The organism is Streptomyces sp. NPDC001732, from assembly GCF_053596315.1.
Map to the genome: position 1 here is coordinate 75,356 of NZ_JBSFFY010000021.1, position 14,867 is coordinate 90,222.

Annotated in this window: 15 protein-coding genes; 5 read left to right on the plus strand and 10 right to left on the minus strand. The window is 72.3% G+C overall.

Annotated features, from left to right (window positions below):
- Positions 1-34: 34 nt before the first annotated feature.
- Positions 35-610, minus strand: a complete 576-nt coding sequence (locus ACWCXX_RS21325; RefSeq protein ID WP_451129453.1) for a YdeI/OmpD-associated family protein — start codon at positions 608-610, stop codon at positions 35-37.
- Positions 611-899: 289 nt separating this feature from the next.
- On the opposite strand from ACWCXX_RS21325, the gene ACWCXX_RS21330 reads away from it, so the two are divergent.
- On the plus strand, positions 900-1,598 hold the full coding sequence (locus tag ACWCXX_RS21330) for a hypothetical protein (protein ID WP_451129455.1): 699 nt from the start codon (positions 900-902) through the stop codon (positions 1,596-1,598).
- Positions 1,599-1,817: 219 nt separating this feature from the next.
- Here the strand turns inward: ACWCXX_RS21330 and ACWCXX_RS21335 are convergent, their stop codons facing one another.
- From ACWCXX_RS21335 to ACWCXX_RS21365, 7 genes are all read right to left on the minus strand, one after another.
- Complete coding sequence (locus ACWCXX_RS21335) at positions 1,818-1,955, minus strand: hypothetical protein (protein WP_451129457.1); 138 nt, start codon at positions 1,953-1,955, stop codon at positions 1,818-1,820.
- 165 nt (positions 1,956-2,120) lie between these two features.
- Positions 2,121-3,671, minus strand: a complete 1,551-nt coding sequence (locus tag ACWCXX_RS21340; RefSeq protein WP_451129459.1) for a PH domain-containing protein — start codon at positions 3,669-3,671, stop codon at positions 2,121-2,123.
- 201 nt (positions 3,672-3,872) lie between these two features.
- A complete protein-coding gene (locus ACWCXX_RS21345) occupies positions 3,873-5,072 on the minus strand; it encodes a hypothetical protein (protein ID WP_451129461.1) in 1,200 nt (399 codons plus the stop codon).
- A 198-nt stretch (positions 5,073-5,270) separates the two neighbouring features.
- Entirely contained in the window at positions 5,271-6,587 is a 1,317-nt protein-coding gene (thrS, locus tag ACWCXX_RS21350) for a threonine--tRNA ligase (protein ID WP_451129535.1), read from the minus strand.
- Between the two features lie 155 nt (positions 6,588-6,742).
- The gene (locus ACWCXX_RS21355; protein ID WP_451129537.1) at positions 6,743-7,216 is read right to left on the minus strand and encodes a GerMN domain-containing protein; all 474 of its coding nucleotides are present in this window, start codon (positions 7,214-7,216) and stop codon (positions 6,743-6,745) included.
- A gap of 2 nt (positions 7,217-7,218) precedes the next feature.
- Positions 7,219-8,874 (minus strand): ATP-binding protein, encoded by a 1,656-nt coding sequence (locus ACWCXX_RS21360; protein ID WP_451129463.1) that lies wholly within the window; start codon positions 8,872-8,874, stop codon positions 7,219-7,221.
- A complete protein-coding gene (locus tag ACWCXX_RS21365; RefSeq protein ID WP_451129465.1) occupies positions 8,871-9,563 on the minus strand; it encodes a response regulator in 693 nt (230 codons plus the stop codon). Before ACWCXX_RS21365 ends, ACWCXX_RS21360 begins: the two co-directional genes overlap by 4 nt.
- 132 nt (positions 9,564-9,695) lie before the next feature.
- On the opposite strand from ACWCXX_RS21365, the gene ACWCXX_RS21370 reads away from it, so the two are divergent.
- Genes ACWCXX_RS21370 through ACWCXX_RS21385 form a run of 4 tightly spaced genes read left to right on the plus strand, consistent with a single transcriptional unit; the run spans position 9,696 to position 13,457 of the window.
- On the plus strand, positions 9,696-10,346 hold the full coding sequence (locus tag ACWCXX_RS21370) for a hypothetical protein (RefSeq protein ID WP_451129467.1): 651 nt from the start codon (positions 9,696-9,698) through the stop codon (positions 10,344-10,346).
- Entirely contained in the window at positions 10,343-11,419 is a 1,077-nt protein-coding gene (locus ACWCXX_RS21375) for a peptidoglycan-binding protein (protein WP_451129469.1), read from the plus strand. The genes ACWCXX_RS21370 and ACWCXX_RS21375 overlap by 4 nt, the downstream gene beginning before the upstream one ends.
- Positions 11,416-12,267: an ABC transporter ATP-binding protein gene (locus ACWCXX_RS21380; protein ID WP_451129471.1), complete on the plus strand. Its 852-nt coding sequence runs from the start codon at positions 11,416-11,418 to the stop codon at positions 12,265-12,267. Before ACWCXX_RS21375 ends, ACWCXX_RS21380 begins: the two co-directional genes overlap by 4 nt.
- Positions 12,264-13,457, plus strand: a complete 1,194-nt coding sequence (locus tag ACWCXX_RS21385) for an ABC transporter permease (RefSeq protein ID WP_451129473.1) — start codon at positions 12,264-12,266, stop codon at positions 13,455-13,457. Before ACWCXX_RS21380 ends, ACWCXX_RS21385 begins: the two co-directional genes overlap by 4 nt.
- A gap of 58 nt (positions 13,458-13,515) precedes the next feature.
- Here the strand turns inward: ACWCXX_RS21385 and ACWCXX_RS21390 are convergent, their stop codons facing one another.
- Both ACWCXX_RS21390 and ACWCXX_RS21395 read right to left on the minus strand, forming a co-directional pair.
- Entirely contained in the window at positions 13,516-14,106 is a 591-nt protein-coding gene (locus ACWCXX_RS21390) for an SMI1/KNR4 family protein (protein WP_451129475.1), read from the minus strand.
- Between the two features lie 87 nt (positions 14,107-14,193).
- Positions 14,194-14,760: an SMI1/KNR4 family protein gene (locus ACWCXX_RS21395; protein ID WP_451129477.1), complete on the minus strand. Its 567-nt coding sequence runs from the start codon at positions 14,758-14,760 to the stop codon at positions 14,194-14,196.
- Positions 14,761-14,867 lie beyond the last annotated feature (107 nt).

Below are 14,867 nucleotides of genomic sequence, written 5' to 3' on the forward strand. Positions count from 1 at the left end.
GTTTCGTTCCGGCGGCACCACAGCCGGCCGGTTGTCACATCCGGTCGTCACGTCCGAGTGCGTGCAGGATCCTGTCGAGCCGGGCCTTCCGGGTCTTTGGGGTGAGCGCCTGCAGCAACGGCAGGATCAGCTGGTATCGCGCGGTCTTGTCGAGGGCCTCGAACGCCTTGCCGGCCCCGGGGGCCGCGTCGAGTGCCGCCGCCAGGTCGGGCGGTACCGTCGCCGTGCGCTGCGATGCGTAGGCCGCCGCCCACCGGCCGTCCTCCTGGGCCCTGCGGACCTCGGCCAGCCCGGCTTCGCGCATCCGGCCCGCGGCCGTCAGCTTCGCCACCTTGTCCACGTTCACCTGCGACCACAGGCTCCGGGGGCGGCGCGGCACGTATTTCTGCAGGTAGTACTGCTCGTCGAGCGACCTGCGCCGGCCGGAGACCCAGCCGTGGCACAGTCCGATGTCGACCAGCTCGTCGTCGGTGACCGTCGGGATGCCGGACTTCTTCCTGGCCACCTTGACCCATACGCCCTCACGGCGCGTGCCGTGCTCGGCCAGCCAGTTCTCGAACGCCTCCGCGTCCGCGAACGCGACGACCTCCACCCCGCTGATCTCGTCCATGCGGTTGAGGCTATCGCCCGACGAACGGGCGGGACGGATGAACGGGGACGGACGGACGTGCGGTTTTGGTCCTGGTGCCGGCCCCGGTTCCGGAGCCGGAGTGCGAACGGTGGCCCCACTCTTCCGTCGCGGCCAACCGCCGGACAACGGTCCTGGCAGGAAGCTGCCAGAACGGACGGTGGTGCGCGACGGGGTGGCCGTCAGCTTCGTGCCAACCTTCCTGCTGTCGACGCGGATTCCAACAAGCAGGGCTACGCTCCCGTCCGAACTTCTAGGAAAGGCAACGGAATTGCGCAACCGAATCACACTCGCCGTCGCGGCGGCGGCCGGTCTCTTCATGTTGTCGGCCGCCCCGGCCACGGCCGCACCGCTCGGTGACGCCTCGACGGGTGCCCGAGCCGGACAGGCGTGTACGGACGTGAAGCTGTCCGGGTCGCTGCCCGTGCCCCCGGCCGGTACGGCCGTGAAGCAGCAGATCACCATAGGCCCCGACTGCAAGCCGCGGCTGGGCCCGGTGCAGCGGGTGACGAAGGACGGCGCCGGTGCGGCCGAGGCCTCGGCGAAGACCATCGGTGCCGCTGTCGCCGCGGGCAGCCGCCAGGTGAAGAGCGCGTCCGAGATGTACGACTGCTGCAACATCCGGATGACCGGCCTCTACACCACCTCCACCTGGACCACCGACGGCGCCAGGATCACCACCGCCTCCACCGACGCCACCCAGCAGTGGAACCGCGAGCCGTGGAACGCCGGTTGGTCGCTGGTGTCGTCGAGCAAGAACGCCGACTGCCTCGCCGACTGCGCGGTCTCCAACAACGAGGCGCACGCCGCGTTCTCCTACAAGGGGATCTTCGACACCTCCGGCGACCGGTACGCCAACACGCACCACTCGTACGTGGAGCTGAAGGCCGACGGCACCGCGAGCTGCCGCTTCGACGTCGAGCTCAAGAACACGTTCATCGGCTGGAACTGGCAGCGCAGCTGCCAGTGATCCCGCTCCCACCCGGGGCCGTGCGGCAGTCCTGCCGCACGGCCCCGTCGTGTTCCTCCGTCGCACAGCGCTACCGCGCTCCGTCCCGGCGGCCCGTGAGCGTCGGCCAGAAGATGCCCACCCGGAGCCTGCGCGATCCCGAACGGGACGGACTCCTCACCACCCCCACCCCGTCGGCGCCGGTCCGGGGCGGCTACGAGGCGAAGGGCCGACCGGACCTCAGGCACCGCGCCGGCGCAGGACCAGGAAACCGCCGATCAGCGCGGCGACCGGCCAGGCCGGCAGGATGACGAGAGCCGCCCCGGAGCCGTAGCCGGGGCCGAAGCGGCGGTCGCCGGACGGTGCAGCGATGTGCATGAGCTCCAGACCCGCCTGGTCGGGCAGGTGCCGCAGGACGGGCTTCAGGGCGGGTACGCTGCCGAGCCCCTGCGCCCGCAGAACTCGCGCCCGCCGCGCCCGCGGACCCCGTGCCCGCCGCCCCCGCCATATCCGCCGTGCCCGCGGACCTCGCGACCGGAGAGCTCACACCGTCGCGGGGCGCAGTTCGTGGAGGATGCGGGACAGGTCGTCCGGGGCGGCCGCGAGGCGGACCGGCTCGCCCGCGTCGTCGAGTTCGGCGATGTGCCAGCTCCCGGGGACGCCGTCGCCGTCGCCACCCCGGACGCGCCGGACGTTCTTGACGGTGAGCCGCTCCACCGGGATCGGTTTCGCCGCGAAGCGGCCGGGGCCGGGGTGGGGCGTCACCGCGGGCGGCCCGTCGCCGAGGACGATGTGGGTACCGAACAGATGCGGGTTGTAGTCGGTGTGCTCCAGGAAACGGGCGGCCACGAACACCTCCTCCGTCTCCCTCTCTTTCTCTTCCTTCCCCGCCTTCCCGATGGACTCCGCCGCCGTGCGGGGCGTACGCACCCGGGTGGCCCGCCAGGCCAGGGCGAACAGGACCAGCGTGGCCGACGAGCCCACGGCCGCCCAGGTGATCGCCGTGGAAGAGCTGAACAGGGACATGGGGTGGTGGTAGCAGAGCGGCAGCAGCCACAGGGCCGTACCGGCGAGCGCGCCCGCGAACGGCAGCGCCGACGGGAGCACCTCGTCGTCAGGCAGTCGGCGCCCGCGCAGTCGCTGCAGCACCCGTGCGCCGGGGTAGCCGGCGAACAGGGCCAACAGGGCGGCCATGACGGCCACTTCGCCGCCGGAAGGGACGTGCTCGCGCCATACGTGGTGCTCTCCGGCGACCTCCCTCGCCCCGCCGCGCCAGAAGGTCACTTCGACGCTGTCGCCCGGCTCGAACCCCTGGGCGCCCTCCTGCGAGACCGCGAGCCGCTCCAGCGGGTGGCCATCGGTGAAGTACAGCCAACTCGCCTTCTTGGGACGGCCCACCTCGGTCCTCGCGATCACGGCGGGCACGGTGGTCAGGCACTCGCGGCGTTCCTCGACGGTCGCCCCCGCGGCGCACGGAGCGGCCGACTGCCACTCCCGCGCATGCGAAGCGGCGTCCGGAACGGCCCAGGCGGCCACACCCGCGCCCACGAGCAGCAGCACGCACAGGCTCAGCGCCCCGGTCGGAGCGCGCCCGGCGGTGCGGTACGAGATGACGGGGACGTGGCTCGACGCAGGGGTTCCATGACGAGCGTGCAGCGCGCGGAGCGCGTCCAGTTCCGCGTCGAACTCCGCACGGTCGTCGGGCGACCAGCTCTGCGGCAGCGGCAGGAACATCTTGTGCCCGTCGCGCAGCGCCAGGCTCACCCGCCGGGCTTCCCGGACCCGGGGGTTGCGCTCGTACTTCAGGAATACGCGCAGGTCGGCGATGTCGCGCCACGGCACGCTCCGGCGGCGCAGCAGCGTTCGAATGTGCACGCCGTACGCGTCGGCGCGCACCCGCCTGACGGCCATGTTCAGGGCCAGGACGCCCACCAGCGCGAGCAGCAGGCCGACACCCACCCACACGTCCGGGAACCCGCCCCCGTACCCTGCGCGCACCACGGCCAGGCACGCCCCGGCGGCCCCGAGCCAGACGAAGAACCACAGGGGGCGCGGTCGGAGAGGGCGGCAGTTCACTTCCCGGACATCGCTCATGCGCGGAATCCTCGCACCGGCCGGGCCGCGCCTTCTTGTGGAACGTCCGGCAACTCTCGGCCCGCCACATTGCCGACCCGATGCAGCACCCCTCCTCCCCGATGCCGAAGAACTGGCCCGTTCCAGCAGACCCCGCCAACCGCCACCCCTCACTCGCCATTCGACACCCGTCACCCGTCATCTCTTCATCTCTTCATCCCGTCAACTCGCCATCGTCCGGCGGGCATTGAGCGGTATTCGGCAGGGCGGGCCGTACGGGGCTGCCGGGGTACGGGCGAACGCGGTGGCGCAGACGGGGCGGGTACGGGCGTAGTAGGAGCGGGCGGCCAGGAGGAGGCCGAAGCCCAACCCGCTGAACGCCAGCCCTCCGAAAGCGGCCAGCCACAGGGTTCCGGCGGGAGTGGCGCCCAGTTCCGCGTCGGGTTCCGGGGCGGGCAGTACCCCGAGGGCCGCGAGCGGGGCGTAGACCACCAGGACGACTCCGTACACCGACAGGCCGACGGCCGTCGGCCAGGCCGGGAGCAGCGGCAGCAGGCGCGGCACCCGACGCCCGGAGAGGAACGGTGCCCAGCGGGGGAACACCTGCCCCCACCGGTACATCAGGCCGGTCAGCAGAAAGACGCCCAGGCCCGCGGCCAGTACGGTGACGTCGATGCCCACCGCGGCGAGCGCCCGCACCGCCTCCGAGCCGCCGGAGTTGGACTCCTGCCACTTCTCGGCGGTGACACCGAACGCGTCACCGCCCAGCGTCCAGACGGTCTTGACCGCGGCCCACGGCAGCAGCCCGCACAGCAACAGACAGGCCACCTTCCGGGTGCGGGGCGAGGCGGAGGAGGCCTCGGGGTGGAGGACCGGCACGTCATGACCGCCATCGTGCACGTTCCCGCAACGGGGGCATCTGCCCGTCAGCCGTCGGCGGTACGACAGCCCGACGAGGACGAGGCAGGAGGTGAGGGCCGTGCTCAGCAGCACATGGGCCAGGCCGGTGACGCTCTCCGGCCCCGAACCGGACGCCAGGGTGACGAAGTAGGCGGGCAGGGCCGCCATGCCCATCGTGAACACCGGGACGGTGAGGGCAAATCCGGCCGCCACCGCCCGTCGGCCCAGCCGCCCCCACCGCTCCGGCGGTCCTGCCGCGGCCCGGCAGACGGCACCGGCGACGAGGGCCAGAGCGGCCAGGACGAGCTGGGCGGCCGGCGAGTACGGGGCGTGCCGGGCGAAAGGAACGGTGCTCCCCGTCACTGCCCAGGCGGTCTCGACGGCGGCGTACACCACACTGATCGCGACGGCGACGGCAGGCGCCCGCTCGGGCCATCGCCGCCGTCCGCCGTCGGGCCGGCGCCCTGCCGCCGCACCGGACGGTGTCCCGTCCTGCGTGCGGCCCGTTGCGGAGACAGCCACGGTGACCTCCGGGTTTCTCGATTCCTGGTCACCATGCTGGTCGGGTGCGCAGGTGCTCACATCCCTCCCGGGAGTGGTCCTCCTGGCTCGCACGGGGGAGAGGCGAAAGCCCTGGGGATGACGCGAGGTCCTGCCGGCCGCGCTCTCCCCGCGACCACCCGGCCCGGTGGGTCCGGACATCTCCGGGGACACCGTCCGCTACGGGGCGGTGTCGGCCCACAGGTCGGTGCTGTGGGCATCGACGAGAGCACCGATGCGGGCGAGCATGTCGTCGGCCGGTTGCGGGTCGAGCCGGCGGCCGTCGCGCAGCCGCAGTGCGACCCGGTCGTCCACGGCTTCCCTGGCGCCGATGACCACCTGGTAGGGGACCAGGCGGGCCTCCCGGATCCGGGCGCCCAGGCTGCCGCGTTCCGGTGCCGCGATCTCGGCACGCAACCCGAGTTCGACGCAACGCCGGGCGAACGCCGCGGCGTTCGCAAGTTCGGCGTCGGAGACCGGGAGGACCACCAGCTGGGTGGGGGCGAGCCAGGCGGGGAAGGCGCCGCCGTGTCGTTCGACGAGATGGGCCACGGCCCGCTCCACACTGCCGATGATGCTGCGGTGGACCATGACGGGTCGGTGCCTGGCGCCGTCCGCGCCGATGTAGTGCAGGTCGAACCGCTCGGGCTGGTGGAAGTCGACCTGGACGGTGGACAGGGTGGACTCCCGGCCCGCGCCGTCGGCGACCTGGACGTCGATCTTGGGGCCGTAGAACGCGGCTTCCCCTTCGGCCGCCTCGTAGGGTAGACCGGAGCGGTCGAGGACGTCGATCAGCAGGTCGGTGGAGCGTCGCCACTTCTCGGGCGCGGCGACGCACTTGCCCCCGGGGCCCGGCAGGGAGAGCCGGTAGCGGGCCGGGGTGATGCCGAGTGCCTCGTACGCCCGGCGGATCATCTCCAGCGCGGCCCGCGCCTCCTCGGCGACCTGGTCCAGGGTGCAGAAGATGTGCGCGTCGTTGAGCTGGATGGCCCGGACACGGGTCAACCCGCCGAGCACACCGGACAGTTCGGAGCGGTACATGCCACCGAGCTCGGCCATGCGCAGGGGCAGCTCGCGGTAGCTGTGGGAGCGGGAGCGGTAGATCACCGCGTGATGGGGGCACAGGCTCGGCCGCAGCACGACCTGCTCACCACCGAGGTCCATCGGGGGGAACATGTCGTCGCTGTAGTGCGCCCAGTGCCCCGAGATCTCGTACAGCTCCCGTTTGCCGAGCACCGGCGAGCAGACGTGCCGGTATCCGGCCCGCCGCTCGGCGGCGCGGATGTACTCCTCCAGGGTGTGCCGGATGGTCGCGCCGTCGGGCAGCCAGTACGGCAGGCCCGCGCCGATCAGCGGGTCGGTGTCGAACAGGCCCAGTTCACGGCCGAGCTTGCGGTGGTCGTACATGGCGGTCTCCTCGCGGACAGGAGGGCGGGTGACCGCAGGACGAAGCCCCGGGGCACTCGCCCCGGGGCTTCGGACTGAGACATCGGTCAGCGCGCCGGGACACTCTCCGGCGTCGTCGTCATGGCAGCGCGCTTCATGCCGGAGACGTTAACAGCCAGGGGTGCCCGCCCGCCCCGCCTTTTCCCGCCGGTGACACACGCGCAGGGGCGGGAGCACGGCCCGTCGCCGCGAACTCGCCCGCCCGCTCATCTGTTGAGGAAATCCGCACACCGGTAGGGGCCCAGCACGGCACCCTCGGACGGCCGCAGGGTGACCTCCACGTCATCGGCCCCGACCTTCGGGTCGAGCACGGACTGGGCGCGCGCCAGCGTGCACACCACCTGGCCCGTGCCCTGGTCGCGCCCCGAGCCGCCGTAGGGGCCGTCGATGTGGACCGTGACCCGGCTGCCCGAACCGGTCGCGGAGTAGCCGTCGAGCTGGACGAGGGAGATGAGCCCCTCGGGGGGCTCCTGAGCGAGCAGCTTCAGCACCCCGGCGAGGTCGTCGACCTCCTTGTCGATCAGGGGCACCGCGCGCAGCCCGTCGGCGGACGCGTAGTACAGCCGCATGCCGCGCGTCAGCCCGGACGCGGGTTCGCCCGCGTCTATCACCCCGGTCGGCTGGACTCCGCACCCCACCAGGACGACCCCCAACACGGCGGCCGCTCCCACCGGTCGCATCCTCACTCCGTCTCCTCTCCCGTACGCCGCAGGGGCAGCCGCAGCGTGAACACCGCGCCGCGCCGCGTCCCGTGGGCCCCCTCGACAGCGTCGGTCTCGTCGGCAGCGTCGGTCTCGTTCGCCCCACCAGCCTCGTTGGTCTCATCGGCCCAACCACCCCCATCACCCCCACCAGCCCTGTCGGTCACCCCGGTCCCATCGGACCCTTCGACCCCGTCGGCCACCTCGATCGTGCCGCCGTGCAGCCGGGCATTCTCCAGCGCGATCGCCGTACCGAGGCCGCTGCCCTGTCCGCTGTCGTCGGCCGCACCGCGCGTGCGGGCCGCGTCCGCCTTGTAGAACCGGTCGAAGACCCGCTCCCGCGCTTCGGGCGGCAGCCCGGGGCCGTGATCGGCGACGGACAGGACCACCCAGTCGCCGTCCGCCGCCCGGGACGTCCCGAGGGTCACGGTGACCGGCGGGGCGCCGTGCCGCAGCGCGTTGCCCACCAGGTTCGCCACGATCACGTCGATCCGGCGCCGGTCGACCACCGCCCGTACGTCCTCGCGGAGGTCCGTTTGCACCCGGTCCGTCCAGCCGCGCAGTGCCAGCGAGGCCCGTACGGTGTCGGCGAGGTCGGTCTCGGCCGCGTTCAGCCGTACCGCCTTGGCGTCGAAGCGGGAGATCTCCATCAGGTCCTCGACCAGCCGGGACAGCCGTGCCGTCTCCGCGCCGACGGTCCGGGCCGCCCGCGCCGCGTCCGGCGGCAGCTGGTCGGCGTCCTCCTCCAGGACGGTCGCCACCATCGTCATCGCCGCGAGAGGCGTGCGCAGTTCGTGCGACACGTCCGCCACGAAACGGCGCGCCTTCGCCTCCTGCTCGCGCAGCTCCGCGTCGGAGGCCTGGAGGGCATCGGCGGTCTCGTTGAACGTCCGTGCCAGGTCGGCGAGTTCGTCGTGCCCGGTGACGGCGACCCGGCTGCCGAGGTCTCCGGCCGCCAGCTCGCGAGTGGCCCGGCCCAGCTTCCGCACCGGACGCAGGACCGTCCCCGCCGCCAGCAGTGCCAGGACGGCGACCAGCAGCACCACCGGCACGATGCCGGCCCGTACGGAGTCGAGCAGAGCGGCCGTGTCCTCGCTCTCCGCCCGCAGATCGGTGATCGAGTAGACCTCCAGACCGGAGGCGCGGCGGTCCCCGTCGGCGAACGTCACGGGCGTGCCGACGACCAGGTAGGGCCGGTCCTGCCACCGCACCCGCTGGAACCCGGCGCCGCCACCGGCCATGACGGCGGCGCGCAGCTCGACGGTGATCCGGGACTTCGTGTCGGCGAACGAGTCGGAGACGGCGGACAGGTCCTGGTAGCGGGCGACCACGATCTTCCCGCCGACACGCTCCGACACCTTCACCGCGAACCGGGACAGCGACTCCTGGTCGGGCGGCAGGTCGAAGTCGGCGGCCACCGTGCCGACCTGTGCCCGGAAGTCGTTCACGGCCGCGTTCTGGGTGCGCTGGAGGACGGCGGTGCGCGCGTCCCGGTAGGCGAGGGCGGTCGCGGTCGCCGCGCTGACGAGGGCGACGACGACGAAGGTGACGACGAGCCGCACACGCAGCCCGCCGGTGAACCGCCGACGGTGCCGCTTCGGGACGCCACCGTCCCTGCCGCCGTCCGTACGCTTCACAGCGGCCCGAAGCGGTAGCCGAAGCCCCGCACCGTCTGCACGTACCGGGGCTTGGCCGGTACGTCCTCCAGCTTGGCCCGCAGCCGCCCGACCGCCGCGTCCACCAGCCGGGAATCGCCCAGGAAGGTGTGGTCCCACACCGATTCGAGGAGCTGTTCGCGGCTGAGGACCCGGCCGGGGGAGGCCGAGAGTTCCAGCAGCAGCCGCAGCTCGGTGGGCGGCAGCGGGACGGGAGTGCCGTTCTTGGTGACGGTCAGCCCGGCGCGGTCGATCACCAGCCCGGCGAGATCGGCGTCCGGGTCCCGGCGCGCCGACGGCTCCACGCGGCGCAGCGCGGCCCGGATGCGGGCCTCCAGCACGGGTGCGGTGACCGGCTTGACCACGTAGTCGTCGGCGCCCGCCTCCAGGCCCGTCACGATGTCGTGGTCGTCGCCGCGCGCGGTCAGCATGATGATCGGCAGGGTGGCGGTCCTGGCCCGGATCCGGCGGCACACCTCGAAGCCGTCCATGCCGGGCAGCATCAGGTCCAGCACGGCCAGTTCGACCCTCCGGCCGTCCGGGCCGTCCAGCAGGGCGAGGGCCCGCTCGCCGGTGGCGGCGGTTTCCACGCCGTACCCGTGCCGGCGCAGCACGAGCTCCATCCCGTCCCGTACGGACGCGTCGTCCTCGATGAGCAGTACATGCGGCATGGGCCGATTATGGGCGCGCCGCAACCGTTTCCCCACTCCGGACGGGGACGGACACACAGGTCGGAGGCATTGTTACGTTCCCATCATGTGGCCATGGACGGGCCATCATCCACGGCGGCGAGCGTGGGACGCATGAGCTTCCTCGACACGAACTCCCGCCCCACCGCCCGGCTGCGCACGGTCACCCTCGTGGCCCTGCCCCTCCTCGTCCTCTCCGCCGCCTGCGGAGGCGGTGACTCCGGCGGTGCGGACAAGAAGGACACCGCGATCGCCGACGTACCGGACGCACCGGCCACCGGCACCGTGAAGGACGACAGCGGGCCGAGCGCCCCGCCCGCCGGCAAGAGCGCCTTCTACGACGCCCAGCTGAAGTACGTCCAGTGCATGCGTGCCAAGGGCGGTTACAAGGACTTCCCCGACCCCAGGCTCAGCGGGTACCTCGACTGGGACAAGATCAACGAGATCGGCGCCCAGCCCGGCCGCAACGAGGGCATCAAGGGCGGCAGGAACGGCGTCTGCGTGCCCGAGCTGCAGGCCGCCATGACGGCCGAGCCCGAACGCGACCAGCAGAAGTCCTACGAGTCGATGCTCGCGCACGCCAAGTGCATGCGCGACAACGGCGTCTCCCGGTTCACCAATCCGACCATGAGCGGCGGCAACGCCCAGCCGGGCGGCGACCCGAACCCGGGGTCCCCGGTCATCGACCCGAACTCGCCCACGTACAAGAAGGCCCGCGAGACGTGCGCGCCGAAGCTGCTCGACGGTCTGGACGGCATGCAGTGAAGCGCGGCACCACTCTCCGCGCGCTCGGCGCTGCGACCGCCGCCGTCGCCGTCACCGGGGGCGTCCTGCTCCTCGGCGACGGCGGCGACACGGGCACCCCGGCGAGGAACGGCGACCTGCCACCCGCCACCACGACCGTCGTACGCACCGACCTCGTGCAGTCCAAGACGGTCGACGGCAGACTCGACTTCGCGCAGCGCCGCCCGGTCAAGTCCGCCGTCGAGGGCACCGTCACGGTGGCCGCCACCGAGGGAAGGACGCTGACCGCGGGGCAGGCGCTGTACGAGCTGAACGACAAACCCGTCACCCTCCTTTACGGGCCGGTCCCGATGTTCCGCGAGATGAAGACCGGCGACCGGGGCAGCGACGTACTCCAACTGGAGCGCAACCTGCGCGACTTGGGATACGGGGCGGGGCTGTACGTCGACGTCTGGTACGGCAAGGACACCGAGGCCGCCGTCAAGCGGTGGCAGAAGTCCCTCAATCGCGACACCACCGGCCGGGTCGGCAGGGGCGACGTCGTCTTCCAGCCGGGACCGGTCAAGGTGGTCTCCGCCGACGCGGCGCTCGCCGACCAGGTGGGCCCCGACGGGCCGGTCCTGACGGTCGCCTCCACCAAACCCGTCGTACGGGCACAGCTGGACCAGACCGACGGCCCGCTCACCTCGTCCGGCACCAGGGTCGAGGTCACCCTGCCGAGCGGGCGGACCGTGGCCGGCAAAGTCGCGGGGACGGTACGCCCGGAGGAGTCCGGGTCCGCCGGCGCGGGCGCCGAGGAGGGCATCACCGTCGAGGTCGTACTGGAGAGCGGGGCGAAGGCCGCGTCCGGCGAGGACCCCAAGGCACCGGCGAGCGTGAAGTTCGTCAGCGAGGCGCGCGAGGGCGTCCTCGCGGTACCCGTCGAGGCGGTCGTCGCGCTGCGCGGCGAGAACGGCGGCTACGGCCTCCAGATCGTCCGGGGCACCACGTCGAGGATGGTTCGGGTCGAGACGGGCATGACCGCCGACGGGCAGATCGAGGTCAGCGGCCCGGACCTGCGCGAGGGGCTGAAGGTCGGGGTGGCGAAGTCATGACGGCACCCCCCGTGGTCGAACTGCGGGACGCCACCAAGTCGTACCCCGGCGGCGTCCACGCCCTGCGCGGCGTGGACCTCACCGTCGAGGCGGGCGAACTGCTCGCCGTCGTCGGCCCGTCCGGCTCCGGCAAGTCCACGATGCTCAACATCATGGGCACCCTCGACAGGCCCACCACGGGCACCGTCAGGGTCGCCGGCTACGACGTGGCCGGGCTCTCCGACTCCCGGCTCTCCGCACTGCGCGCCCGCCACATCGGCTTCGTGTTCCAGCACTTCCACCTGGCGGCGGGCCGCGACGCGGTGGACAACGTCGCCGACGGGCTGCTGTACGCGGGCGTACCGCCGAGGGAGCGCCGCACGCGGGCCCGGGAGGCGCTGGCCAGGGTGCGACTGGACCACCGCTGCTCGCACACGCCGAACGAACTGTCCGGCGGCGAGAAACAACGCGTGGCCATCGCCCGCGCGCTGGTGGGGAACCCCAGGCTGCTGCTGGCGGACGAACCGACCGGGGCGCTGGACACCGCGTCCGGCGAGATCGTCATGGAGCTGCTGCACGAGCTGAACGCCTCCGGCACCACCGTCTGCGTGATCACCCACGACAACGAGATCGCGCACGCGCTGCCGCGCCGGGTCCGCTTCAGGGACGGCGAGATCGTCTCGGACACGCGCTCCACGATGTGTTCCGGTCCGGGTACGGGTACGGGTACGGGTTTCGGTACGGGTACGGGTAGGGGTTTCGGTCCGGGTTCCGGTGGCGGTCGAGGCGCGGATGCAGAGTTCGGCGGAGGCCGAGGCGCGGGTTCGGGTACGCGTCCCGCCTCCCGCACAGAGGAGGGCGGACCGTGAGGAACGATCTCAGGCCCTCCCGCCTCTCGCCCCGCGACATCCTCCGCGTCGGCGCGGTCGGCCTCCGCGCGCGCCGTGCGCGCGTGGTGCTCTCGGCGCTCGGCATCGCCATCGGCATCGCGACCATGGTCGCGGTCGTCGGCCTGTCCGAGTCGAGCCGCGCGGACCTGATGGCCCGGCTCGACCGCCTCGGCACCAACCTCCTCACCGCCGAGGCGGGCAAGGATGCCTTGGGGGAGGAGGTCCGACTTCCCGAGAACGCGGTCGCGATGGTCGAGCGGATCGGTCCGGTGCAGCACGCCACGGCCACCGCCGACATCGACGCCCGCATCCGCCGCAGCGACGTGGTCCCCGAGGAACGCACCGCGGGCGTCACCGCCCAGGCGGTCCGCCGCGACCTGCTGTCCGCGCTCGGCGGCGAGGTGCACAAGGGCGTCTGGCTGGACCCGGCCCGCGAGCGCCTCCCGACCACGGTCCTCGGCGCGGTGGCGGCGGACCGCCTGGGCATCACCCGCACCGGCGAGACGATCATGATGAACGAGACGCGCGTGGTCGTCGTCGGCATCCTGAAACCGCTCGAACTGGTCCCCAACCTGGACCGGGTGGCCATGGTCGGATTCCCCGCCGCCGAACGCCACTTCGGCTTCGACGGCCACCCCACCACCGTCTTCGAGCGCTCCACGGACGCCTCGGTGGAGGACGTACGGGCGATCCTGGCCCGCACCATCAGCCCCGGGCAAGAAGGGGGCATCAAGGTCTCCCGCCCCTCGGACGCGCTGGCCGCCAAGGCCGCCACCGACGAGGGCCTGACGAACCTGATGCTCGGTCTGGGCGCGGTGGCCCTCCTGGTCGGCGGGGTGGGCGTCGCCAACACCATGGTCATCTCCGTCCTGGAGCGCCGCCAGGAGATCGGTCTGCGCCGCGCGCTGGGCGCGACCCGGGGTGCGATCCGGCTCCAGTTCCTGACCGAGTCGCTGCTGCTCTCGGCGCTGGGCGGGGCGACGGGCGCGCTGCTGGGCGCGGCGGCCACGTACGGCTTCGCGCGGTTCCAGGGGTGGACGGCGGTGGTTCCGCCCCGGTCCCTGGTGGGCGGCCTGGCCGCCACTCTTCTGATCGGTGTGGTCGCGGGCCTCTACCCGGCGATCCGCGCCTCCCGCCTCCACCCGACGGTGGCCCTGAACGCGACGTGAGGCGGCGAGGAGCCCGAGGGCCGGGCGACGGTACGTCCCGCGTCCCGTCGCCCGGCCACTACCAGGGCTCTCCGGTGGAAGGATCGAGACCCGCCTCCCAACGCCGTTTCTGTTCACGCCAGTTGGTGAACGAAGGCTCCTTCGGCAGGACGACGCTGATCGTCTCCTCCTGGAACTCCTCATCGGTGATCAGCCGGTGCAGGAACTCCGCCATCCCGAAGGGGTGGACCTGGAAGAGGGGAGCCGTGTGCCGCCCGCACACGAGCACGGGCCACCGGTCGGGGTCGTCGCCCGTGGTCAGCCAGCAGTAGATGTCCGCGCCGCTGGTGACGCCCCAGGCCAGGATGGAGTCCGGGTCCACGTCGAGGGCCGTTCTGCCGCCGCACATCTCCCAGGTGCCACGGGCGTTCGCGGTCTCCTGCCGCAGACCGGACCCGTCCGAATAGGCGTCGGACCGGGGAACCGGCAGCAGTATGCCGATGTCCTGGCTGAGTTGGCCCGCCCCGTACGTCTTCATGAAGGCGACGTAGTCGGCCGGGAACCGGGTGCCCCAGATCTCCTCGACCTCGCTCCAGTCGATCCGCTCGTCGACGCCGTGCGTCGTAGGGACGACCCGTTCGAGCTTCGTCGTTCCCGGTGTTGTGCCCACTGCTGCTCCATTCCCTCGCCCACGTCTTCGCGATGCCACGGCATGTTGCGGCATGCCACGACACGCCGCGCCTCGAAAGGCCCTGCCTCACCCCGCGTCGTACCAGTCCTTGTGGGCGGCCCAGTGCGCGACCCATCCGGCGAAGCCGGGTGCCGACGTGGTGTGGCCGAACTCGGCGCCGAAGGGCACGGCGCCCTCGCCGCTGATGTTCCAGATGTGCCCGCGGTGGGGCCCGGTGACGACGAGATGCCAGTACATGCCGCATCCGTCGGTGCCCAGCACGATCGAGCCGTGGTCGAAGACCTGCTCCAGAACCGCTTCGATCTCCTCCTCGGGCCGCGGATCGTCCTCCTCCCCCTCCCACACCCACGCGCCGGTCAGCGGAAAGGGCTTGGCCAGCACACGCTCGGGGCGGCCGTTCCCCCAGTCCCTGGGCATCTCGGCCAGGGCGACGAGCCCGTAGTACGGCGGCCCCGAGGAGAACCCGTCGCAGATCTCCGCGACGAACGTCCGGTACGGCTCGGGCAGCACGATCCCGTGCTCGGCCTCGAAGGCGTGCACCGCGTCCCATCCCAGGGGCGGTGCGCACGAGTCGGCGTCGAAGGCGGTGCGGAGCGCCTCCAGTTCGGCAGGGGCGGCGTGATCGACATTCATGGGTCCATGGGTACCACCCCCCACTGACACCGCCCGCCGTCGGCCCCACGACCATGCTCCTCTCCTTCCCCGAAAGGAGAGGCCCGGCAGGTCGGCGGGGTGGTTCA